General features: G+C 70.8%; 3 protein-coding genes (2 of these 3 only partly in view). All 3 read right to left on the bottom strand.

Annotated elements, in window-relative coordinates:
* Tightly spaced (each overlapping or abutting the next), the 3 genes in view from TSB10P1A_RS04455 to TSB10P1A_RS23925 form a layout consistent with a single transcriptional unit that may run on beyond the window.
* Positions 1-14287, bottom strand: the 5' portion of a protein-coding gene (locus TSB10P1A_RS04455; protein ID WP_186386690.1) for a non-ribosomal peptide synthetase. 6014 nt of this gene lie to the left of the window's left edge; 14287 of the gene's 20301 nt are visible here — the first part of the coding sequence; the start codon lies at positions 14285-14287; the stop codon falls past the left edge of the window.
* Positions 14284-15621, bottom strand: coding sequence for an NAD(P)/FAD-dependent oxidoreductase (locus TSB10P1A_RS04450; protein WP_186386689.1), 1338 nt, complete (start codon positions 15619-15621; stop codon positions 14284-14286). Before TSB10P1A_RS04450 ends, TSB10P1A_RS04455 begins: the two co-directional genes overlap by 4 nt.
* On the bottom strand, positions 15618-25619 hold the final stretch of the coding sequence (locus tag TSB10P1A_RS23925) for an SDR family NAD(P)-dependent oxidoreductase (RefSeq protein WP_186386688.1). Its footprint extends 10686 nt past the window's final position; the window shows 10002 of its 20688 coding nt (coding positions 10687-20688); the start codon falls outside the window, past its right edge — the gene reads right to left on this strand; its stop codon occupies positions 15618-15620. Before TSB10P1A_RS23925 ends, TSB10P1A_RS04450 begins: the two co-directional genes overlap by 4 nt.

The following is a 25619-nucleotide window of genomic DNA, read 5'->3' as shown; positions in this document are numbered from 1 at the left end:
CCGGGGCTGGCGAGGGCGTTGGCGAGGGAGCCTCGTCGCGGATCGCAGTCACCGCACCATGCCCCGCGTCCTCAAGCGCCGCAGCCAGCCGGGCGATGGTCGGATGCTCGAAGAGAAGCGTCTGCGGCAGCGGGCCGAAGCGGGTTTCGAGCGCTGCCACGATGTCCAGCGCCGAGACGGAATCGACGCCGAACCGGTCGATGGTCTCCTCCGCCCCGAGCCGCTCGGCAGGAATCTTCAGAACCTGCGAGAAACAGGCGCGAACCGCACCGACAACGGCTTCGCTCACCGGGGGAGCCGCATCAAGGGCGACGGAAACCGGCTCCGCCGCCCGCGCGGCGACCGTCACCGGGCGAAGAAGCGCGCGCAGACGGTTCTTGTCGCCCGCGAGCACCAGAAGCTGATCCTCGCCCTTGCGCGGCAGCGCGACGGCAAGCGTTGCCAGCGCGGCATCGGTGGCGAGCGGCGTAGCACCGGCCTGCCGCTCCATCGCGGAGACGACTGCGCCGGGAAGGCGCATGCCGCCGTCCTGCCAGTAGGGCCAGTCGATGGAGAGCGTGTGGCCGCAGCACTCGCCTTTGCCGGCACGGCGGTTCCGCTCCTGCGCGAAGGCATCGAGGAAGGCATTGGCCGCGGCATAATCGGCCTGCCCCGGATTGCCGAGGGCACCGGAGGCGGAGGCAAAGAGCAGCAGGACATCGAGCGGCTCGCTGCCGAGCGCCGCATCGAGCGCCAGGGTGCCGGCGACCTTGGGCGCCAGCACCGCGCGCAGATCGGCCTCGGACTTGTTGGCGATCAGGCTGTCGCGGGTGAGGCCGGCCGCATGGACGACGCCATCGAGACGGCCATGCGCCGCGCGGATCTCCGCGACCAGCGCGCCCATTGCCGCGCGGTCGATGACATCCGCCTGACGGTAGACGGCGCGCGGTGCGAAGCGGGCAAGGGTCTCGTCGAGCTTGTGCATGCGCGCGGACCTGCCGGTGAGCCAGACGGTCGCGCCGGGCGCCTTGGCGAGGATGTCAGCGGCGACATGCAGGCCGACACCGCCCGCCCCGCCGGTGACGAGATAGGCGCCGTCCGGCTTCCACGGCGACGGCAATGCGCGCGTGTCGGTCTCGATCTCCCGCCACACACGCAGCAGGCGCTGGTCCGGGCTGTAGCGAATGTCGTGATCGGTCTGTGCGAGGGCGGCCTCGCGCGCCAGGAGACCGGCGAGATCGGGCCGGACGGGATCGAGCGAGATCGTCTGACAGGCAAGGGCGCGATGCTCCAGCCTGGCGCAGCGCAGCAGGCCGGCTAGCCCTTCGGCGAGGGTACTCTCCACGGGAAGCACGAGTTGCAGGACGGTGGGTCCGGAGCGGCTCGCCATCTCCTCCTTGAGCAAGGCGAGCAGGTGCGTGGCGTGATCGGCGAAGCGCTCGCCCTCGTCGGTGCTGCGGCTCTCCAGCGCCACGATCCGGGCTTGCGGCATTTGAGACCCCAGGCGGGAGACGACCTCGCCCGCCGCACCGCAGAGGACGACGACATGCCGATCAGGGGCGCTGGCGGCGGCCGGCGGGTCCGTCTCCCGCCAGTGCGGGCGGACCAGCAGCGGCAGGGCCGGCGCCGGAGCCGGCGCGCGATGCTCCACGGCGGCGCCCTCGGGCAGCCAGTAGCGCTCTCGGGCGAAGGGATAGGCCGGCAGGCCGATGCGGGCGGGACGGGCGCCGCCGCGCAGCCGCGCCCAGTCGACAGCGGCACCGCCGACCCAGGCGGCGGCGGCCGCTTCCAGCGATCCCGGCGCCGTCTGCGTCCCGTGGCTGCGCGCGGCACGGCCACGCCAGATACCGGCGCCCTCGCCGCCCCGCAACGCCGCGTCGAGCAGGCGGGCCAGCTCCGCCTTGTCGCCGGCGACGATGGCAAGCCGCTCCTCGAAGGCCTCGCGCCCGTCCTGCAGCGTGGTCGCGGCGGCGAACAGTTCGCCCTCGGACAGGGTGTCGAGGCGGGCGCGGAACCGCTCCAGCACCTGGCGCAACTGCCCGGCCTCGCGGGCCGAGAACGGATAGACCGCGCGGGCCGAGAACGGATAGACCGCGCGGGAGGGCATTGCCTCCCGATCAGCGGGCGCCGGATAGTCCTCGATGATCAGATGGGCATTCGAGCCGCCGGCGCCGAAGGAGGAGAGCGCGGCGAGACGCGGGATCTCGTTGCCCTGCCCGTCCCGGCGGCGCGGCCAGTCCTCCAGGCGCTGCTGGACGCGGAAGGGCGAGGCGGCGAAATCGATCTCGCGGTTGAGCCTTGCCGAATGCAGCGAGGGCGCCAGCCGGCCATGGCGGAACTGCAGCAGCACCTTGGTGAGGCCGGCGATGCCGGCCGCGCTTTCGCCATGGCCGATGTTGGACTTGACCGAACCGATGGCGCAGAAGCCGCAAGCCTCCGTCTCCCGGCGATAGGCGCGGGACAGGGCGGCGATCTCGATGGGGTCGCCGAGGCTGGTGCCGGTGCCATGCGCCTCGACATAGCCGATGTCCCCGGCGCGCACGCCGGCGCGCTGCATGGCGCGGCCGATGACGGCGGCCTGCGCCAGCGGGTTCGGCACGGTGTAGCCGTTGGTCTTGCCGCCATGGTTCAGTGCCGAGGCGCGAATGACGCCGTGGATGCGGTCGCCATCGGCGATGGCGCGCGACAGCGGCTTCAGCAGCACCGCGCCGACGCCTTCGGCCGGCACATAGCCGTCGCCGCCTTCGCCGAAGCTCTCGCAGCGCCCGGTGCTCGACAGGAAGCGCCCCTGCGCCAGCGCCAGATACTTGTTGGGATGCAGGGTCAGGTTGACGCCGCCGGCAAGGGCGACACGGCAATCGCCGGCGCGCAGGGCCTCGCAGGCCAGATGGATCGCCGTCAGCGAGGACGAGCACATGCTGTCCACGGCCATGCTGGGGCCGTGAAAGTCGCAGAAATAGGAGACCCGGTTGGCGATGGAGGCGGCGCTGCCGGACAGGGCCAGCGGCCGGCCGGCGGCTGTGCTCTGCGCGCCGTAGAGCTGGTATTCCTCGTACATGACACCGACGAAGACGCCGACATCGCCGCCCGCCATGCCGTCCGCGGCCGGTGCAACGGTGGCGCGGGTGTAGCCGGCATCTTCCAGCGTTTCCCAGGCGCATTGCAGGAACAGCCGCTCCTGCGGATCGAGATAAGGCGCCTCGCGCGGCGAGATGTTGAAGAACAGCGGATCGAAGCGGTCGAAATCGTCGACGAAACCGCCCCATTTGCCGCGCGGCAGCCCGCCCCGGCCGTCCGGATCGTGGAACCTTGAATGGTCCCAGCGCTCAGCCGGGATCTCGGTGATGCAGTCGCGCCCCGCGGCAAGGTTCCGCCAGAACGCCTCGACATCGCGCGCGCCGGGATAGCGCCCGGCAAGGCCGATAATGGCAATCGGCTCGTCTCGCGCCTCGCCCCTGCGCTCACGGAGGGACGGAGTGGCGGGCGCGGCGAACGCCGGGAGCGCGCCGGCGGGCGCCTCCCCCAGGATCTCCGACAGCCTGTCCGCATGGGCCGACGCGAAATGCCGGGCCAGCGAGGCCAGCGTCTGGTGCTCGAAGAACAGGGTGCTGGAGAGCGGGCCGAACACCTTGCCGAGTTCGTCGGTGAGCCGGGTGATCAGCACGGAATCGATGCCGTAGGCTTCGAGCGCGGCTTGCGGGTCGATCTCAGAAATCGGAATGTCGGTCTCCCGCGCCACAACCTCCGCGAGATAGCTCTCGGCTCTTGCGGCCAGCGAGGGGGCGGGTTCCGGTTTCGCCGGCGCGCGTGTCTCGTCCGGCGCCCGCGCGCTCCTCACCAGGCGCAGGGTGAAGCCGCGGATCGCGACGCGAACATTGCCCGCACCATCGGCAAGATCGATGTGGATGCGGCGCAGACCGTTTGCGGCCGGCTGCTCGCGCAGATGCGCCCACATCTCCTCGCCGGTCGGGCCGAAGACGTCCATCCGCTCCAGCGAGAAGGGCAGCGCCGCCGTGCCGCCGGGCTCGTCGTGGAACAGGCCAAGCGCCGAATGGAAGGCAGCGTCGAGCATCGACGGGTGGAGATGGAACGCCTCGCCGCCACGGGCGGCCACCGGCAGCCGCAGCCGGGCCAGAGCCTCGCCGTCGCCGGCCTGCATCTCAAGGACACAGCGGAAGGTAGGACCGTAGGAGAGGCCAAGCGCGGCATAGCTGGCATAGAGCCAGTCGCGGTCGAGCACGCGCGGGAGGCGGCCGTGCAGGGCGGCAAGGTCGAGATGCATCGGCGCAGAGCCGGCCGGCAGGGAGACGACGCTGCCGCGCATGTGCTCGGCCTCGGTTCCCGAGAGCAGGCGGAAGCTTTTGGCACCAGCTTCGCCCTCTTCCAGCGGCAGCCGCACCTCGACCGAGCCGGAGGCGAGCTCCAGCGGCCGGCGCCATGTCACGCTCTCCAGCCGCACGGGATCGTTGCCTCCGGTGGCCATGAAGGCGCTTCGCGCAAGCTCCAGCCCCATGGCCGCCGGCAGGATCGACATGTCCCGGAAGCGATGATCGCGCAGATAGAAGGCCGATGCCTCAAGGCGGCGGGCGAAGAGACGGCCGGCGGGCTCGGACACTGCGGGGTCGCGCGCTGCCGCTGCCGGCACGACCGATGCGGCCGGGGCGGCAACCCGGTAGACCTCGCGGGCGAAGGGATAGGCCGGCAGGCGCAGACGGCGGCGCGGCGCGGACGCCTCGCCGAAACCGGCAAGGTCGCCGCCTTGCACGAAGTGCCGGGCCCAGTCCTCCAGCGACTGTGGCAGCGGAAGGCGGACCTCCGCACGTGCCTGCCCGAGATGAAGGCCGGGCAGCGGAACGCCGTCCAGGACCGCCCTCAGCGCTTGGATCACCTCCGTCAGTGAGCGCGCGACGAAGGCAAGGCGCTGCTTCATCGGCGTGCGGCCGATGCGCAGCGTGAAGGCAAGGTCGGCGAGATCGGCGTCGGTGAAGGACCCGCTCGCGAGCGCGTCCGCCAGATCCCGCGCCCGGTCTTCGAGACGCGCGGCATCGCGGGCGGACAGGGCGATGAGCTGCGGTGCGGGCACTACGGCGGCGGAGGGCGGCGCGGACGGGTAGTCCTCCAGCACCACATGGGCGTTGACGCCGCCGAAGCCGAAGCTGCTGACGCCCGCCCGCAGCGGCAGTTCGCGGCCCGCACCATCGCGCAAAGCCGTCCAGGGCCGGCCCTGCCGGACAACCTCGAAGGACGTTCCTGAAAGATCGATATAGGGGTTGAGGGTCTCGCAATGCAGGCTCGGCACCAGCCGCCGATGCCGCATCTGCAACAGTACCTTGGCGACCCCTGCGATGCCGGCGGCAAGTTCCAGATGGCCGATATTGGTCTTGACCGAGCCGATGCCGCAGGAGCCCTCGGCGCCGATCCCTGCAAAAACGGTCTTGAGCGCGTTGATCTCGACTGGATCGCCGAGCGCGGTGCCCGTGCCGTGGGCCTCCAGATAGCCGATGGTGGACGGATCGATGTCCGCATCCTGATAGGCCGAGCGCAGCAGATCGGCCTGCGCCTGCGTATTGGGCGCGGTCAGCGAATTCGCCCGCCCGCCGTGATTGAGCGCCGTGCCGCGAATGACGGCCAGAATCGGGTCGCCGTCGCGCAGCGCGTCCGAGAGCCGGCGAACGAGGATCATGCCCGCCCCCTCGCCGCGCACATAGCCATTCGCTTGCGCCGAGAAGGTCTTGCAGCGCCCGTCGGGCGACAGCATGCCGGCCTTGGCGAAATTGATATGCGCTTCCGGCGTGACGATGGTGTTGACGCCGCCGACCAGCGCCATCTCGCAGTCGCCGTCGCGGATCGAGCGGACCGCGCGATGCAGCGCGACGAGGGAGCTGGAACAGGCGGTCTCCACCGGCTCGCTCGGCCCATGCAGGTCGAGGAAATAGCTGATGCGGTTGGGCCCGACCGAGGGCACCGCGCCGGTGGCGACATATCCTTCGCCGCCGGTGTCCTCGCCGATGAGCTCGCGATAGCCGCTCGACGAGGTGCCGACGAAGACCCCGACCTTGCGCCCGGCGAGATCGCGCGGCGAATGGCCGGCATCCTCGATGGCGTTCCAGGCATGCATCATCATCAGCCGCTGCTGCGGGTCCATCAGCTTGGCTTCGCGCGGCGAGATGCTGAAGAACAGCGGGTCGAACTCGAACACGCCGTCGATGAAGCCGCCCCAATGGATGTTGGTCTTGCCGGGATCCGCCTTGGGGTCGCCGTCCACCTCCTGCCAGTCCCAGCGGTCGGGCGGAATGCGGGTGATGCAGTCGCGCGCCGAAACGAGGTTCTGCCAGAAGGCATCGGCATTGCGCGCCAGCGGGAAGGCGCAGCTCAGCCCGACGATGACGACCGGATCGTCCGGCAGCGGCTCATCGCGCAGGGGCAGGAGCGTTTCACCTGCCGGTTGGCGGGGCACCGGCACGGGCTGGGCCGGCTCCGCCAGCGTGGTGGTCGGCGCGGAGCCGGCCGCGACATCCGGGCCGATCAGCCCGGCGACATGGCGCGCGAGGCGGGCAAGCGTTGCGAACTCGAAGAAGTCGGCCGGCGTCAGCGAGAGGTCGAGCTCGTCGTTGATGGCGGCGGCAAAGCCGGTCATCGTAATGGAATCGAAGCCGAATTCGCCGAGCTCCGTCTCCGTGTCGAGGGCGGACGGGTCGACTTCCAAGACGCGCGCGGCGATTGCGGTCACGCGGTGAAGCACGGCCGTTGCGGCTGGTCTCGTGGACGGCGCCTCCTCCACCGGCGGACGGACAGGCGCCGACGGGCTGACGGTGCGGGCGGCAAAGCCCTCGAAAAGCGCCAGAATACGACCCGTTTCGTCGCAGAGCCGGAGCGTGTGCGTGGCCCCGTCCCGTTCTCCGACCGCCCACATGGCCGGTTCCGTCGGGCCGGTCACCACAAGGCGGCGCAGGGCATAGGGAACGGTAAGCGCCGCATCGCCGCCCGCTGCGAGCGCCAGCAGCGACTGCAGCGCGCCGTCCAGCATCGACGGATGCAGGGCCATGCCGTCCGTTGCGGCTGCGGGGAGTTCGAGCCGCGCAAGCACGCAGCCATTGCCGGTCGCAAGATGGGTGATCGGCCGGTGGGCGGGACCGTAGCCGAGGCCCAGCGCCTCGAACCGGGCATAGAGCCCGGCAGGGTCGGTCTCGCCGGACATGGCTCCGCGCAGGGCATCGAGATCGACCGGCGGCAATACGATATCCGGCGCCGCGCGGACGCGGCCCTCGCCATGCACCTGCCGGCCCTCGCGGCCGGAGGTCACAAGACGATAGCCGTCGCCGGCCTCCTCCATCTCGACCTGAAGCCGCACGGGCGCCGCATCGACGACAACCGGACGCAGCCAGGTGTGCCCGGTGAACTCCAGCGGCAGGCCGGCAAAGCCGCGCCGTTCGAGCTCGGCCCGCACAAGTTCGAACTGGACGACGCCGGGGAGGACCTTGCGCCCGCCGACGAGATGGTCGCGCAGGAAGCTCTCGCTCCCCTCCAACAACAGGCCTGCGGCACTCGCCGATGCGGATTCGCCGCCGCGCACCCAGTGGCGCGTGCGGGCGAAAGGATAGCCCGGAAGCCGCACGCGCCTGCGTCCGGCGCTGCCGGGAAGCTGCGTCCAGTCCACATCGAGCCCGCGCACCCACAGGGCCAGCAACTCGTCGTGGCGACCGCGCGAGACGAGGCCGGCGGCGGCCTGCCTCAGGTCGGCATCGCTTTCCAGCACCGAGATGACAGCGCGGTTCGCCCGCACCCGGCCGAGATGCAGACCGCCCGTCTCCTCTCCGGCAAGGAAAGCGTCGAGCCGCCGGATTGCCTCATTGCTGCCGCTGGCGACGAAGGCAAGGCGGTGCTCCATGGCATCGCGCGCCACCTGCAGCGTGTGGGCGACATCGGCCAGCGAGACCGCGTCTCCCGCCTCGTCGAGATGGCGGCGCAGATCGCTTGCCGCCTGGCGGAGCTGGTCCTCGCTGCGGGCGGAGAGAACCAGCACGGCCGGCGCGCCGGTCTCGGCCGGCCGGGCCACCGGCGCGGCGACATATTCCTCCAGCACGACATGGGCGTTGCTGCCGCCAAAGCCGAAGGAACTGACGCCCGCCCGGCGCGGCAACTCGCGGCCCGACGCGTCGCGGATGCGCGGCCAGTCGCGCGGCTCGCGCACGACATAAAAGGGGCTGCCCTCCAGCTTGAGATAGGGGTTGAGCCGGTCGCAATGGAGCGTTGCCGCCATCTCGCCGTGACGGATCTGCAGCAGCACCTTGATCAGGCCGGCGATGCCGGCGGCAAGCTCCAGATGACCGATGTTCGACTTGACCGAGCCGATGCCGCAGGACGGCGCGACGCCGGTGCCGAAGCGCTCCTCCGCTTCTCGCGCGAGATCGGCGAAGGCGGCGGAGAGGGCCTCGACCTCGATCGGATCGCCGAGCGGCGTGCCGGTGCCGTGCGCCTCGATATAGCCGACGGTGCGCGGATCGAAGCCGGCGGCGCGATAGGCGGTGCGCAGCAGTTCGGCTTGGGCCTTCGGATTGGGTGCGGTCAGCGAGGCGGCATGGCCGCCATGGTTTTCCGCCGAGGCGCGGATGACGGCGATGATGTCGTCGCCGTCGCGCTCGGCCGCCTCCAGCGGCTTGAGGAAGACGAGGCCGACGCCCTCGCCGCGCGCATAGCCGTTGGCCGCATCCGAGAACGGCTTGGAGCGCCCATCGGGCGACAACATGCCGGCGCGGGAGAAGCCGACAAAGGCTTCCGGCAGGAGCAGCGCGTTGATGCCGCCGGCGATGGCCGCATCGCAATGGCCCGAGCGGATCGCCTCGACGGCGCGGTGCACGGCGACCAGGGCGCTGGAACAGGCGGTCTCGACGGCAACGCTGGGGCCGTGGAAATCGTAGTAATAGCTGATCCGGTTCGGCCCGAGCGAGGGGGCAAGGCCGGTCATCGAGTAGCCTTCAACGCCGCTGCCGGAGGCCGCGACCAGCCGGCTGTAGCCGGTGTCCGCCGTGCCGAGGAAGACGCCGGTGCGCGAGCCGGCAAGGCGCGAGGGCGCGTAGCCGGCATCCTCCATCACGCGCCAGGCCTCGGTCAGCAACAGGCGCTGCTGCGGGTCGATCATCCGCGCTTCCGGCGCGGAGATGCCGAAGAAGGCGGCGTCGAACTCCGCAAGCCGCTCGCCGATGAAGCCGCCCCATTTGACATTGGTGCGGCCGGGCTCGCGCTGCGGATCGCCCCACCAGTCGCGCCAGTCCCAGCGCTCGGCCGGCACCTCGGAGATGCAGTCGCGGCCCTCGACGAGGTTCCGCCAGAAGGAAGCGACATCGGCGGCGCCGGGGAAGATGCCGCTCATGCCGATGATGGCAACGGCCCCGGAGGCGATCTCGGCGACAGCCGCAGGACGAGGGACGGTCGCGGTCACAGGCGCCGGCGCGGGACCCGTTGGCGCAACCGGCAGCAAGGCCTCAGGTGCCGGCGCGCCGCCGAGGACGGCGATCATCGCCGCAGCATGACGCTCCGCCAGATGCGCGGCGAGCGTTTCCAGCACGGGATGCTCGAAGAACAGGGTCGGCGTCAGGTCGAGGCCGAAGCGGTCGTTCAGCCGGTTGGCGAACTGGGTGAAGCTGATGGAATCAAAGCCGTATTCGGTCAGTTCCACGTCCGCGTCGAGATCGTCGAGCGCGACCTTGAGGATCGCGCCCGCCTCCTCGGTGACCGCGCGCAGGACCCGCTGCCGGAGATCGCCGGTATCGACGGCTGCGGCGGGCTTCGGCGCGCTCTCGGCTTTCGCCTGCGGGCGGATGGCGGTGCGGGCCACGAGATCGCGGATGCGCTCGCGCTCGCCCACTGTTACCAGCACGCGGGCGGCACCCGGCGCGATCTCGCCGGCCAGCAGGGCAGCCAGCACGTCGATCCCGGCGCCGGTTTCCAGCGGCACGAGGCCGGTGGTCCGGCGCATCAAGGCCTCGCTGGCGGCATCCATGCCCATGCCGCCATCGCGCCACAGCGGCCAGGCGACGGAGAGCGTACGGCCATGACATGCGCCGCGCCGGCGCCGGGCCTCGCGAACCTCGGCGAAACCATCGAGGAAGGCGTTGGCCGCGCCATAGTCGGCCTGCCCCGGATTGCCCAGCACGCCCGAGATCGACGAGAAGAGGACCAGGAAGTCGAGAGGCGCGGTGCCGAGGGCCCGGTCGAGATTGGCGAGGCCGCGCACCTTCGGCGCGAAGACCTCCTGCAACTGCGTCGCCGTCTTCTTCTTCAGCGCCTCGTCGCGCAACACGCCGGCGGCATGGAACACGCCATCGAGGCGGCCATGCTGAGAGCGGATCCCCTCCACCAGCGCCTGCGCCGACTGCGGGTCGGAAAGGTCGGCCGCCGCATAGGACAACCTGCCTTCGGCATGCAGCGCGGCGGCGCTCCGGCCGGCAAGCACCACCTTCGCATGCGGGGCTGAGGCAAGGATCGCCCGCGCCAGATGCCGGCCGAGACCGCCGGTCCCGCCGGTTATCAGATAGACGCCGTCGTCGCGCAGCGGCAGGGCGCTGCCGCCGATCTCTTTCCCATCCTCTTCCCATATCTCGGCGGCAAGGCCGTCCGGTCCGGCGCGGAAGCGGTCGAGCGGAAGATGGCCGGCCGCTCGCAGGAGGTGCGCGGCGACCGAGGCGGGGTCGAGGCCCGGCGCCAGCGCGATCAATTGGCCGGTCAGCCCGGACGGCTCGCGCGCGGCGCTGCGCAGCAGGCCGACAAGGCCGGACAGCGCCCCATGCCCCTCCGCGTCCGGCACCAGCACCTGCACGAGCGCGCCGCCTGTCTGCGCCTTCAGCACGTCGAGCAGATCGAGGGCCGCCGCCTCGAAGATTTCGGCAAGAGCCCGTCCGGGTGCGCCCGCAAGCGGTCTGACCTCGGCGCCGGGGAGATGCCGGGCCAGTTCCTCGCGGTTGGCGGCCTCCGGCACGACGAGCACGAGGTGCCGGGCGGGCCGGCTCGCTCCGCCCTCCCCCTCGACGCTGCGCCAGACCGGCACGAAGCACGGGGTGTCCTGAGGCGGCGCCTCGACATAGCTGCGGGTCGCGAAGCCGCGCAGGGCGACGCGCACCGTGCCGGCATCGTCCAGCAGCAGCAGATCCATGCGCCGGGTGCGGGGATCGCCGCCGGACACGGGGCGCGGCTGGATATGCACCCAAAGGTCGGTGTCGAGCGGGCCGAAGATCTCGACCGCCTCGATGGCGAAGGGCAGCGCTGCGCCTTTCGGCGCCGTGCCGTCCTCCTCAAGCACAAGGCCGATGGCGGCCTGGAAGGTGCCGTCCAGCAGGCTCGGATGCAGGACGTAGGCATTGGCCGTCGCCGCCACCGCGTCCGGCAGGCAGAGATGGCCCAGCACCGAGCGCTCGCCGTTCGCGTCGTGCCCAAGGCCAAGCGACAGGATCGCCCTGTGCCCCGGCCCATAGGCAAGGCCCATGGCGTCGAAGGCGGCATAGACCCGCTCCGCCGGAACTTCGCGAGAATGCGCCAGCCTCAAGGCCGCCAGATCGGACGCGGCCGGGGCTTCAGGCACACCATCGGCCACCAGCATCTGCGCATGCAGGCGCGGCTCCTCGCCGGCCGCAACGCTCAGCACCTCGGCGCGGCGGGAACCATCGGCGGCCGGCGTAAAGACGATCCGCACCCGCACGGGCTTCTCGACGGCAAGTGGGCTCATCCAGACGACCTGGCGCAGGAGCGGCTGCCCAATCCCTGCCTCCACGGCCGCTGCCCGCACCAGCTCCAGATAGGCAACGCCGGGCAGGACCGCCCGCCCGCCGATCCGGTGGTCGGCAAGAAAGAACTCGTGCCCCGTCAACTCGATCTCGAACGTGCCGGCGCCGGCCGGTTGCGGCGACAGGCCGGGCGCGACAGCCGCCGGCGCGGCTTCCAGCGGCAGCCAGTAGCGCTTGCGCTGGAACGGATAGGAGGGAAGCGCGAGGCGCCGGCGCGGCATGCCCGCATGCAGCCGCTGCCAGTCGACGCCGGTGCCGCCGACCCAGGCACGGGCGACGTCGAGCGGATCGCGGCCGGCAGGGTCGAGCAGCGTTTCGTCGGCGCGCCGGCCGCGCGGAACCGTGCCGCGAAGCGCGTCGCCGCCCGCCCCCACCAGCACGGCATCCATCTGGCGGAGAAGGTCGTCGGCATCGCGGGCGACGAAGGCGATCCGCTCGCGCATCGCATCGCGCCCGACCTGAAGCGTCCAGGCAAGATCGCCGAGATCAGCGCCGGCCACATGCGGCCGCAAGCGGCGGACGGCCTCAGCCAGCGCGTCCGGCGTGCGGGCCGACAGTGGCACGATCATCGAAGACGAGACAGGCGTCGTCACAGGCTGCGGCGCGCGATATTCCTCGATCACCATATGGACATTGGCGCCGCCCGCACCGAAGGAGCTGAGCCCGGCGCGGCGCGGCTGCTCGATCCCGTCGACGACCGGGCGGTCCCAGTGTCGCGCGGCCTGCAACAGGTAGAAGGGACTTCCCTCCAGTTCCAGCAGCGGGTTCGGCTCCTCGCAATGGAGCGTGCGGAACAGGGTGCCGGCGCGCATCGCCAGCAGCACCTTGATCAGCCCGGCAACGCCGGCTGCGGTTTCCGCATGGCCGATGTTCGACTTGACCGAGCCGAGGCCGACATGCGGCACGGCCGGCGCAGGCAGACCCTTCTCGCGGTAGAGCTCGGCAAAGGCGGTCTTCAGCCCCTCCACTTCGACCGGATCGCCGAGCGGCGTGCCGGTGCCGTGGCACTCGATCAGGCTGACGCTGCGCGGATCGATGCCGGCAAGGCGATACGCCTCCGCCACCAGCCGCGCCTGGGCCTTCGGGTTCGGCGCGGTCAGCGAGGTCGCCCCGCCGCCGTGATGCTCGACGGAAGCGCGGATGACGCCGAGGATCGGGTCGCCGTCGCGCTCAGCAAGGTCGAGCCGCTTCAAGAGCACCGCACCGACGCCGTCGGCGCGGGCATAGCCGTTGGCGGCGGCCGAGAAGGTCTTGCAGCGCCCGTCGGGCGTGATCATCCCGACCTGCGAGAACATGATGTGCTGCATCGGCGACAGCATCAGGTTCGAGCCGCCGGCAATCGCCATCTCGCAGCCTTCATGGCGGATGCTCATCATCGCGCGGTGGATCGCCACGAGCGAGCTGGAGCACGCCGTGTCGATGACCGAGCTCGGCCCGTGAATGTCGAGCAGGAAGGACAGCCGATTGGGACAGAAGGCGTGGCCGAGGCCGGTGAGCTGCTGGGCATCCATGATGCCGGCCCGGTTCACCATGTCGGTGTAGTCGAGCAGGTTGATGCCGAGGAACAGCCCGACCTTGCGCCCGGAAAGCGAGCCGGGTGCATGCCCGGCCTTTTCGATCAGGCTCCAGACGCATTCCATGAACAGCCGGTGCTGCGGGTCCATCAGCTCGGCTTCGCGCGGCGAGATATTGAAGAAAGCCGCGTCGAACAGGTCGTGCCCCGGCGTGAAGCCGCCGTATTTCACATCCGTGAAAGGCCCCTTCTTCGGATCTCCATGGACCGCGCGCCAGTCCCAGCGGTCCGCCGGCACTTCCTCGATACAGTCGTCGCCGGCCGCCAGATGCGCGGCGAAGGTCTCAAGGTCCGGGCTTTGCGGAAAGCGTCCCTCCATCGAGATCACCGCGATGGGGACCTGCTCGCCGGTCGCGGCCGCGGCCGCCAGAGGCTGCGGGGCGGGCCGCGCCGCTCCGCCGGAGCGTACGGTTCCCTCCCCCGTTGCGAAGGCGCGGTGACGGGCGAGCCATGCCTCCGGCACGTCGGCTGCGGCATCCGTGCCGGCGGTGGGCAGAGGCTGTGCCGGGGCAATAGTCGGGGCGGCCTTCGCCAGCGCCGGCTCGGGCGCGCGGGCAGCATAGGCGGCCTCCACCGCCTTGCCGTAGCGGGCCAACAGGATCGCCGCGAGATCGTCGAGATGCTTCGCCTCGAAGAAGGTCGTCGGCGCGACGGTGATCGCGAAGTGCCGTGAGATGCGCGCCATCACCTCGGTGATCGCGATGGAATCGATGCCGAGATTGGCAAGGTTCTCCGTCGGGTCGAGCTTGTCCTGCGGGATGCGCAGCGCCTGCGACGCCAGCCGGTGCACGTCCTCGGCAAGCCGGGCGGCAAGCGTTGCCGGCGCGGACGGCGCGCTCACATCCTCAGGCTCCGGCCGGCGCGAGGCGGCGCGCGCACGGGCCCGCTCGACCAGTTCCCGGTCGAGCTGCCGCGCCATGCGCGCCTTCAGGTCCTCGCCCCGCCGGTCGTCGGTCATGGCGCCAGCGCCTCCGTCAGCGCGCGCCCCGGTGCCGGATCGCCCTCCGCCAGCATGTCGCGATAGCGGCGCATATGGGCCAGCAGCTTCCACAGATCCGCCTCCCACCGGTGGCGGTAGCTGTCGATGAAATAGCCCTGCCCGAGATCCGGCTGGTCGATCCTCTTCGCCGCCAGGAAGCGCTCGAGCCCGGCGCTGCGGGCGAAGAGAGCGCGGGCATAGTTGCGCACGAAGAGCCCTTGCGTCTTCAGCCCGTCGCCGAGCCCGCCGGCCGCGTTGATGAAGCCCATGAACAGCAGGCCGTCATGGTTGCGCGGGGTCGAGTGCAGGAAGAGGTCCGGGATTTCGCCCTTCCACTCCAGCAGCTCCCGGTCAAGGAAGGGGAAGTCGCGGCTGTAGCCGGTGGCGTAGAGGATCGTGTCGAACTCGCCACTGCTGCCGTCGGCGAAGGTGACCGTGTTGCCGTCCAGCGCGACGATGTCGCCCTTCGGTACGATGCCGCCATGGCCGATGTGATAGAGGATCAGCGAATTCATCACCGGATGGGCCGCGTCCAGCGGATAGTCCGGGCGCGGCAAGCCGTAGTCCGCGCCGTCATAGCCGGCGAAGCGGAACACTTCCTCGATATAGGCCAGCGTCTCCTCGCGGGTGGCGAACTTGTTGCCGAGCTCCATCATCCATTGCGGGGTCGGCTTCCCGTTGATGAATTTCGGCTGGTAGTAGTAGCCGCGGCGGGTGCTGTGATGCACGCAAGCGGCCGTGCGCACCGCATCGACGGCGATGTCGCAGCCGGAATTGCCACCGCCGACGACCAGAACGCGCCGATCCTTGAACTGCTCGGCGCTCTTGTAGTCGCGGGCGTGCAGCACCTCGCCGGTGAAGGTTCCGAGGTTCGCCGTATCGGGGAAGCGCGGCACCCGCTGCAATCCGTTGCAGACGATCACCAGCGGATAGGTCTCGTCGTGCCCGGCGGCGGAGCGCAGACGCCAGCCGCCCGCCTGCGGCTCCAGCCGCTCGACGGCGGCGTTGAAGCGGGCGCGCTCGTAGACGCCATGCGCGCGGGCATAGTCGCGGATATAGGCCAGCATCTGGCGATGGTTGGGATAGGCCGGATAGTCCTCCGGCATCGGGAAATCCGGCACCTGGGTGTTGAATTTCGGCGAGATCAGGTGAAGCGAGGCATAGGCGCGCCCGCAAGGGGCCTCCGCGTTCCACACGCCGCCGAGATCGGCCTCAGCCTCGTAGAGATCGACGGCGAACCCGTCCTCGACCAGCTCGCGCGCGACGCCGATGCCGGTCGGGCCGCCGCCGATGATCGCGATCTTGCCACTCATCGCGCCGCCTCCCTGGCCAGACCGATCCGGCTGCCGCCGGCCTCCGGCGATCCCAGCCGCACGTCCCGCATCACCATGCACGCATTGCCCTCGTCGTCGTAAAGGGAAAGAACCAGCGGGAGGCCGTTGCCGCCCTCCACATGAAGCACGGCCCGCTCGCCGGCACTCGCCCAGGCGAACATGCTCTCGATCGCGACGGGTGCCGAAAGGGCGGCAACCGCCGCCTCATCCGCATGACCGCCGATCCGGAAGGCCAGCAACCGCCAAGCCGCATCCAGCCAAGCCGGATCGAACAGCATGGCGCCCGCCGAGCCCGCCTCGCCGCGCGGGCGCCGCAGTTCGGCAACGAGCCGATCCCCGGCAAGGCTCACCCTCCCGACACTCGCGGCCTCGGGCGCGGGCGGTCCCGAATGGATGGCGCAGCGCTCGGCGAAGGCGCGATAGGCCTCGCCAAGATCGGTGCCGGCAGCGGGCGCGAGCCGTTCCGCCCTAGCCGGCCGTGGCGGAAGCTCATCCTCCGCGACCGCCGCACCGAAATGCCAGGGCGCGGCTTCCTCGCCGTCCGCCACGACACGATAGAGAAGCCCCTGCCCGTCGTGGCCGACCACGACCGTCAGATGCCTCGGGTGGCCGTTGACGGCAAGCGGTGCCCCCCACAGCAGATGCCGCAGCCCGTGGACCGGGCTGCCACCGGCCCGCTCCAGCGCCCCGCGCGCCAGCTCGGGCAGGAAGAGACCGAGAACCAGCCGCCGGTCGGCGGACAGATGGCTGGTGAGATAAGGCTCATCGCCGGTGAGCGAGACGGAAAAGCGCGCGATCTCGCCACGTGTCGCGGCGCCGTCCAGCAACGGATGGGCTTGCAGCGCGGGCGGCACGACGGTTGCCGCCTCGGCTGTCTCGGCTCTCTCGCCCGGCTCGACCCAATAGCGCTCGCGGGCAAAGGGATAGCCCGGCAGTCGCAGGCGGCCTTGCGGCGGCAGCACCGACCAGTCGACGGCGAGCCCCTTGGCCCAGAGTTCGCCGACACGCGACAGGCGGTCCCTGTCGCCGGAGGCGAGCCAGCGCGCGACAAGCGCCCTCGCCTCCGCGTCCGCCTCGAACGGTGCGGTCGCCGAGCGGTCGCCTTCGGAGACATGCACCCCAGCGAGCGGATGCCCCGCCGCGACCGAGGCGAGCGCACGCAACAGGTCCTCGCGGCCGGCGAAGGCAAAGGCGAGCCTGCTGGCGAAGGCCGTGCGCCCGACCTGCAGCGTCTGCGCCAGCGCGCCGAGATCAAGGTCCTGCGTCGCCGCCACGAAGCGCTCAAGACCGGCGGCATAGTCCTGCAAGCGCTCGCGGTCCCGCGCCGACAGGACCAGCAGCCAGGGGCCGGACGACGCCGGCGGCCTCGCCGGGGCCGGCGCTTCCTCCAGCACCAGATGCGCATTGGTGCCGCTGAAGCCAAAGGAACTGACGGCGGCCCGGCGCGGCGCACTGCCTTTCTCCGGCCACGGCTCGGCCGCATGGGTCAGCGCGAAGGGCGTGCCCTTCAGCGAGATATGCGGGTTCAGGCTGTCGAAGTTCACCACCGGCGGCCGTTCGGCCTGCTCCAGGGAAAGCATTGCCTTCAGTGCACCGGCGACACCGGCAGAGGCGAGACAATGACCGATATTGCTCTTCACCGAACCAATGCGGCAGTCCGCGTCCGCCGGCACGCCGTGGAAGGCGTCGCGCAGGCCCTCGATCTCGATGGGATCGCCGAGCGGGGTGCCGGTGCCGTGGCATTCGACGAGGCCGATCGTCGCCGGATCGATGCCGAAACGGGCCTGCACGGAGCGCATCAGCGCGGTCTGGGCCTGCGGGTTGGGCGCGGTGATGCCGTTGGTGCGGCCGTCCTGATTGGTGCCCCAGCCGCGAAGGACGGCGCGGATCGGATCGCCGTCGCGCAAGGCGTCGTCCAGCCGCTTCAGCAGCACGGCGCCGACGCCCTCGCCCGGCACGAAGCCATTGGCGCGGGCATCGAAGGTGAAGCAGCGGCCGTCCTTCGACAGCATCGCGACCTTGGACGTGTCGATGAACATCTTCGGGCCAATGAGAACGCAGGCACCGCCGGCCAGTGCCATGTCGCAGGTGCCGGCAGCGAGGCTCTCGCAGGCCTCGGCAATCGCCACCAGCGAGCTGGAGCAGGCCGTGTCGATGGACAGGCTCGGGCCGCGAAGATCCAGCAGGTAGGACATGCGCGCGGCGAGGATCGAGCCGGAACTGCCGAGCAGACTGTAGGCGTTGCGCTCCTCGATCAGGTCTTCGTAGCCGCTCGGGCCGGAGGAGACATAGATGCCGCAGTTCTGACCGCCCAAGGCCTGCGGATCGATGGCCGCATCCTCGATCGCGTGCCAGGCGACCTGCAGGAACAGCCGTTGCTGCGGGTCCATCAACTCCGCCTCGCGCGGAGTGATGCCGAAGAAGCGGGCGTCGAACAGGTCGACCCCGTCGAGGGCGCCCATCCACTTGCAATAGGACGAGCCGGGATGCGCCGGGTCGGGATGATAGAAGCGCGCGACATCCCAGCGGGAGGGCGGTATCTCCTCGATGCAGTCGCGTCCCTCGCGGATGTTGCGCCAGAAGGCGTCGAGATCGCCGGCCTTCGGGAAGACCCCGGACGCGCCGATGATCGCGACGGCGGGCGGCTCGTCGGACTTCGGAGCGGGTGCAGCGACGGCGGCAGCGGCTGGCGCGGGCGGCGGCGGAGCCGCGATCTGGGAGACGGCCGGGGTGGCGGGCGGGGTGGCGAGCGGGGCGGGAGCTTTGACCGGGGCCAGGTCCGCCACATGGCGGGTCAGCGCCCCGACGGTCGGATGCGCATAGACCGCGGTTGCCGGCAGATCGATGCCGAACAGCGCGTTCAGCTTGCGGATCCAGGTGACCGCGAGGATCGAGTCGAGACCGAGCTCCAGGAACCCGGCGTCGTCGCGGATCTCGCCCACGTCGATCATCAGGTCCTCGGCGAGCGAGGCGACAAGCCGCTCGCGGATCCCTGCCTGATGCGCGTCGGCCCCGCCCGTTGCGGGCGGCGGGGCGACCTCGACAACCGGTGCTGCCGGCGCAGGCACGGGCTGCGGAACCGCCGAGGACGGAACGAGCGTCGCGACATGATCGGCCAGCGCACCGACCGTCGGGTGCGCGTAGACGGCGGTCGCCGGCAGTTCGATCCTGAACAGCGCGTTGAGCTTGCGGATCCAGGTGACGGCGAGGATCGAGTCGAGACCGAGGTCCAGGAACCCGGCCGCGTCGCGGATTTCGTCCGCGTCGATCATCAGGTCCTCGGCGAGCGAGGCGACAAGCCGCTCGCGGATAGTCGGCCGCAGGTCCGCACGCCCGGCGGAGGGAATCGTCGCTCGCGGCGGCGGCACGTCGCCGAACTTCTCCGCGATGCGGGCGCGGACGCGGGCATTGCCGATGAAGGTCGTCTGATGCATGGCGAATTCGCGCTCCAGCACCTCGTCGAGATGCCGGGCGACGGTGGCCGCCCCTTCCGCCTTCGCCGCAATCAGCTCCGCCTTCGGCTGGCGGGCCAGCGCATGCGCCCGCGCCAGCGCCTCGTCCAGCACCCGCGCGGCCGGCAGCACATCGAGATGCGGCGCCCGGCCGGCCAGCTCGCGGCCGCGATACTCGCGCGCGCTGAACAGCACTTCCCGGCCGAGATCGTCACCCAGCCGGTGCGGGAAGATCAGCGTCGCGCCTGCGCCCGGCGTGAAGCCGTACCAGAGATAATTGCTGTGATAGAGCCCTTCGGTCGCGAAGATCGCCGCGTCGCAATAGAGCCCGAGCGACCAGCCGGCGCCGATGCCGTGCCCCTGCATGGCGGCGATCACCGGCAGCGGACAGGCGAGCGGCAGGCTGTAGATGCGCCGGTCGGTGAAGCGCGCTTCGCCGGCCTGCAACTCGGTCAGGCCCTCGGACGTCCCGCCGCAGGCGAAGTAACCGTCGTGACCGGTGAGGACGACGATCTTTGCCTCCGGCATCGCGGCAATGGCGGCAAAGGCCTCCTCGATCCCGTCCATGAAGGCGGTGGTGAAGGTGTTGCGGCCCGCGCGCTCCAGCATGCGCAGCAGCACGACGCCGTCCGGGAAGGCCTCCAGTTCCATCACGGAGGTCGCCAGCGGCACCCGGCGCGAAGACATCGCAGGCGGACTTGTGGCCCCCACCTCCCGTATGAGCTGCTCCAGACGGCCACGCTCCGGCGATCCTGTGAGCTCCGCGCCGACAAGCTGCGGCATCGCCTTGCGCATATGCGCCTTCAGCAGCACCAGCGCCTCGCGCGGCGCCTCGGCGATGGAGGCGGCGAGCTCCGTTGCAGCAGCCTCGACGCGGTTCGCGGCAACGGCTTCCACTCCCCTCTCGATCCGGCGCGCGGCAAGTTGCCAGGGCAGCCCATCGGGCAGATCCGGCAGGGAAGAGACGGTTGCGCCCTCGGCACGCATGACGAAATCGGCCAGCAGAGCGGATGCCGCACCGTCTCCCGCGACCGGGGCGTCAATGACGGCGACCACCGGCAGCGGGCAGTCAAGCAGCGCCGTGGTGATCGTGCCGCCGGCGGCCGCGCCCGAGGAATTCCATGCCTCGCCGCCCTGGACGACGACAACGCGGAGCCCCTCTTCCTCTCCCGCCTCGCGCAGGGCGCGCTCCAGCTCGCGACGTGTCGCCTCGGTCCAACGACCTGTCAGCTCCAGTTGGCGCACGCCGTCCTGATCGCCGGCAAGGCGCACGCCGCCCGTCTCCTGCGGAGGCTGCGCCGCATGGGAGACAATGGCGACCTCCAGCGGCGCAAGCACCACCGGAACCCTGTCCCTTGCGCTCACGGCATAGGGGCCGGCGAGCGCCGCCGGATCGGCAAGGCGAATGGGCAGAGCCGGTTCGGCAGAGGCAACAGGCGCGGGGTGCGGCTCGATGCGAGGGGTTTCGGCCGCCACGGCCCGGGATAGCGGTTGACGGGCGGCGTCCTTCGGCGCCTCGGTCACCCAGTAGGATTTTCCGGCAAGCGGCGAGGCCGGCAGCGGCACACGGCGGCGCCCAGAACCGAACAGCCCGGCCCCATCGATCTTAGCTCCCTTGACCCAGGCGCCGGCGAGACGCTCCAGTCCGTTGCGCCAGGCATCGCCATCCGCCCCTTGCGAGGCGTCGAGGGCAGCGGCAATCCGGCGGCAATCGTCCGCAAGCGCTGCAGTGCCGCTCTCGCCCGAAGGCGATGCCGATGCGCGTTGGACGCCCTCCGCCCGCTCACCGCGCAGCCATGCGCGGAGCTTCGTGGCAAGATCGCGAGTCCCATCGGCAACGATGGCGAGCCGCTCGGCCATGGGACGCCGGCCGACCAGCAGCGTGTGGGCGATGTCGGCCGTCTCGCTGTCGGCTGCCGTCTCCAGATGCTCCGCCATGCGTTCGGCGAGCTGGCGCAGCAGCGCCTCGTTGCGCGCGGAGAAGACGAAGAGGAACGACGGCAGGAGGCTTGCCGCCTGCGGTTGGAATGGCGCTTCCTGCAAGATCGCATGCGCGTTGGTGCCGCCGAAGCCGAAGGAGCTGACCGCCGCCCGGCGGGGCATCCCGTCACTTGCGGGGAAGGCAAGCGGCTCACCGTTCACCCGGAACGGGCTTTGCGAGAAATCGATGCCAGGGTTGCCGCCGCCGAAATGCAGGACCGGCGGCACCATGGCGTGCTTCAGGCTCCAGACCGCCTTGATGAGGCCGGCAATGCCGGCGGCCGTGGTGGCATGGCCGATATTCGCCTTGACCGAGCCGAGCAGCTTTTCACCCGCCTGCCCGCCGCCATGCACACGGGCTAGCGCCGCGTGCTCGATAGGGTCGCCGAGCGGGGTGCCGGTGCCGTGCGCCTCGACCACGGCAATGCTCGCCGGATCGATGCCGAAGCGCTCATAGATCTCGCGCATCAGGCGCTCCTGCGACAGCGCGCTCGGGGCGGTGATGCCGTTGGTGGTGCCGTCCTGATTGGTACCGCTGCCCAGGATGACGCCATGCACCGTGTCGCCATCGGCCAAGGCCTTCGACAGCGGCTTCAGCAGCACGGCGGCCACCGCCTCTCCCGGCACAATGCCGTCCGCGCCGGCCCCGAACGGGGCGCAGCGCCCGCTCGGCGACAGCATGTTGGCCTGGTTGGCATAAAGGAAGAAGCGCGGCGAGCTCTGGACGAAGACACCGCCGGCCAGCGCCATGTCGCACTCGCCCTCGCGCAGGCTGCGGCAGGCCATGTGGACGGCGACCAGCGAACTGGAACAGGCGGTGTCGACCGCAATCGCCGGCCCCTTGAGATCCAGCCAGTAGGAGAGCCGCGAGGGGATCAGCGACGTGGTGTTGCCCCAGAACGCCTGGCCCGGCGGCTGCTCGCGGAACAGTTCCTGATAGTCGCCATGGGCGCAGCCGACAAAGACGCCGCAGCGCGAGCCGACGATATCGGCACCTGCATGGCCGGCATGCTCCAGCGTCTTCCAGGCTTCCTCCAGGAACAGCCGCTGCTGCGGGTCCATCCAGGTCGCCTCGAGACCCGAAATGCCGAAGAACACCGCATCGAAGCGGTCGACGCCGTCGATGAAGCTGCCGTGCCGGCCGTAGCTGCCCTCCGGCACGTCCCGGTAGTGCGGTGCAAGGTCGAAGCGGGTAACCGGGCCGACCAGGTCGTCGCCCGCCATCAGGTGACGCCAGAACTCTTCGACGGTCGGCGACCCGGCGAAGCGTCCGCTGGCGCCGATGATGGCGATGGGCTCTAGCGCGCTTTCCACCGACCGTGCCGGAACAGGAGCCGGAACAGGGGCCGGAGCAGGTGCCGGCGCGGCGAGCGGCATGGTCGGCGCGTCAGCGGAGCTGCCGAGGCTTTCAATCGCGTCAGCATGCTCCCGGCGCAGGAAGGCTTCCAACTGGCCGACGCTGGCGAAATCGAACAGGCGCGTCTGGTCGAACGGGATGCCGAGCGCCTTGCGCAGGCGATGGGCGAATTCCGCGCCAAGGATCGAGTCGAGGCCGTAATCGGCGAAGCTGCGCGTCGTGTCGATGCTCTCGGGCGCGACATTCAGCGTCGTCGCGACGAGCCTCAGCAACAGGCCGCGCAGATCGTGTCGTGGCTCGCTGAGGGCCGCCTGCGGGCGGGATGCCGGAACCGGGGTGGCAGCCGGCCTTTCCGCAGGTGCGGCAGCCTGCGCAGCCATACCTGCGGCACGCGCGGCAAAGAGCTGCTGGCCGAGGCGCCGTTCGACCTCGCCGGAGCCGGCGATCCAGTCGAAGCCCGCCTCCCGCAGGGCTTGCGCCCAGCTTTCGGGCGCCAGCGACGGCGTGCCGGGAATACGGCGCTCGCCGTCGGTGAAGCGCCACCACCCCTCCAGCAGGCCGAAGGTCACGTGGGTGAACAGCGTCGCGCGGCTCGTCTCGTTGACCAGCAGCACGCCGCCCGGCGCCATGGTCTCGCGTACGGTCTTGAGCGTGCGCACGATATCGGCCGTCGCATGCAGGACATTGGCGGCGATGACGAGATCGTAGCGGCCGGCCTCGACGCCCTGCCCGGCAAGCGGCTTCTCGATATCCAGCAGCGCCGTTCTCAGGCCCGGCACTCGGCCCGCATAGCGGCGCTCGGCATGGATCAGGAAGGCGCGCGAGACGTCAGTGTAGCAATACTCAGTGATGCGGCCGGCGAGCGGCGCGAGCGCCGCGAACACCGGCTCGCTGGTCCCGCCCGTCCCGGCGCCGATCTCCAGGATGCGCAAGGGGCGCTCCGGCCGGCTTGCGCCGACGTGTTTCGCGGCGGCCTTTGCGAGGGTCTCGCTGAAGCGCGCGGCAACCGCGTTCTGCTTGTAGACCGCCTCGACCAGCTCCAGCGAGCCTTGCGGGAACAGCACGTCGGTTGCCTTGCGCACCCCGGTCAGGATTTCCGGCAGGGCCGTGAGCGAGGCTTCGGCAAGGCGCATCTGCGGTGCGAGGCCGTCTTCCTCGCGGCAGGCGCGCCAGCGGCTCCAGGCGTCGTCCTCGGAGAGGGTTTCACCGTCTTCCCGCGCCAAAAGCTCGCGCGCGGCGCGATACCAGCGGCGGAGGTCCTGCGTGACAGCCCCCTCGGGCACCCGGGCAAGCTGCGCCGCCAGCACGCAGGCGACAAGCCGGTCGAGCCGGTCCTGCTCGGCCTCCAGCCGCGCGTCGCCCTGCGCTGCGTTGATCGCGTGTTCCAGTTCGCCGCCCGCCGGCGCTTCGGCCTGCGGCAGCCAGTAGCGGTCCCGCGCGAAAGGATAGGTCGGCAACGACACGATGGCCGGGCGGGTGCTGCGCGGCAGGCGCGCCCAGTCGATATCGATGCCCTCTGCCCACAATGCCAGCAGCTTGTCGAGCCGGCCTTCCTGCCAGGCGCGCTCCGCAAGCTCCTGCAACACGCCGTCGACGCGCAGGGTCGCAAGCAGCCCGTCCGTGCCCTTCGCCTCGCCTGTATACGTGCCCGTTCCTGCCTTGCCCGCGAGCCAATCGCCCAGCCGCGCGACCAGCTCGTCGACGCTTGCCGCCTCGATGCCGAGACGATGGGCGAAGGCCTCGCGCCCGACCTGCAGCGTGTAGGCGACCGCGTCGAGCGGGAGGGCTGTCCTGCTCTCCGCCGAGAGCCCTTGCGCAGCCAGGGCTTCGGCCAGGGTCTCGATGCTGGCGAACCGGTCGAGCGACGGCAGCCGGGCGGCGGGAAAGCGCTCCTCGAGCCGGCGCCGCAGCGCCAGCAGCTCCGGCCGCTCCAGCCCGAGCGCGTCGAAGCTCTCGCCCGGATCGATATCGGCCACCTCAACGCCGAGCACGGCGGCAAGGTCGTCCGCGATGCCGGCCGCAACCGCCCGCGGGGCAGCAGGCGCGCCCGCCGTGGCACCGGAACGCAGCGCCGCCAGCAACCGCTCCGCCTGCGCGCGCAACTGCTCGGGCGTGCGTGCCGACAGGACGATGGCCTGCGGCAAGGTCACGGGCGCGGCGCTCGGAGCCTCGCCCCGCCAGTCCTCGACGATCACATGCGCGTTGGCGCCGCCCGCCCCGAAGGAGGAGATGCCGGCAATGCGCGGGCCGTCCCCCCGCCACTCCGCCGCCTGCCGCTGGAGCGCGAAGGGCGTTGCGGCAAGGTCGAGATTGGGGTTCGGCGTCTCCGCATGCAGCGTCGGCGCCAGCATGCCGTGGCGCATCTGCAGGATCACCTTGGTCAGGCCGGCGATGCCGGCTGCCGCTTCCAGATGCCCGATGGCGGACTTCACCGACCCCAGCGCGCAGAAGCCCGTCTCGGCCGTATCCGGGGCGAAGGCCTGGGTCAGGCCGTCGACCTCGATGGGATCGCCGAGCACCGTGCCGGTGCCGTGCGCCTCGATATAGCTGATATCGCGCGCGGACAGGCCGGCCTGCTCGAGTGCGGCGCGCACCACGTCGCGCTGCGCTGCCGGGCTCGGCACGGTGTAGCCGGTCGCGCGACCGCCGTGATTGATCGCGCTGCCGCGGATCACCGCGTGGATGCGGTCACCATCGGCCAGCGCGCGCGACAGCGGCTTCAGCAGCACGCAGCCGACGCCCTCGCCGGGCACGAAGCCGTCCGCTTCTGCCCCGAAGCTGTGGCAGCGCCCGCTCGGGCTCAGCATATGCGCGGCGCAGAGTTCGACATAGTTCGAGGGGTGCAGGTAGAGATTGACGCCGCCGGCCAGCGCCATCGCGCAATGCCCCGCGCGCAGTTGTTCGCAGGCCTCGTGGATCGCCGTCAGCGACGAGGAGCACATGGTGTCGACCGGCAGGCTCGGCCCGGCAAGGTCCAGCGCATGCGAGACCCGGTTGGCGACGCTGGCGAAGGACGTGGCCGGGCGCACCATCGCCCCGCCCTCGCCCCGGAACGGGCCGTGCAGCGCGTAGCCGGTCTTGGTCACGCCGGCGAAGACGCCGACATTGGCGCCTTCGCGTCCGCCGGCTACTTGCTTCAGCCGCGCGCGGGTGTAGCCGGCATCCTCGCAGGCCGCCCAGGCACACAT

This window comes from Stappia sp. TSB10P1A (genome assembly GCF_900185725.1).
Taxonomy (GTDB): domain Bacteria; phylum Pseudomonadota; class Alphaproteobacteria; order Rhizobiales; family Stappiaceae; genus Stappia.
The sequence above is the reverse complement of the archived record's forward strand: the minus strand, read 5'-3'. Positions and strand labels throughout refer to the sequence as shown.

Coding starts and splice junctions, on each gene's coding strand:
- TSB10P1A_RS04450 (WP_186386689.1), bottom strand. CDS start 15,621: ATGAGTGGCAAGATCGCGATCATCGGCGGCGGCCCGACCGGCATCGGC.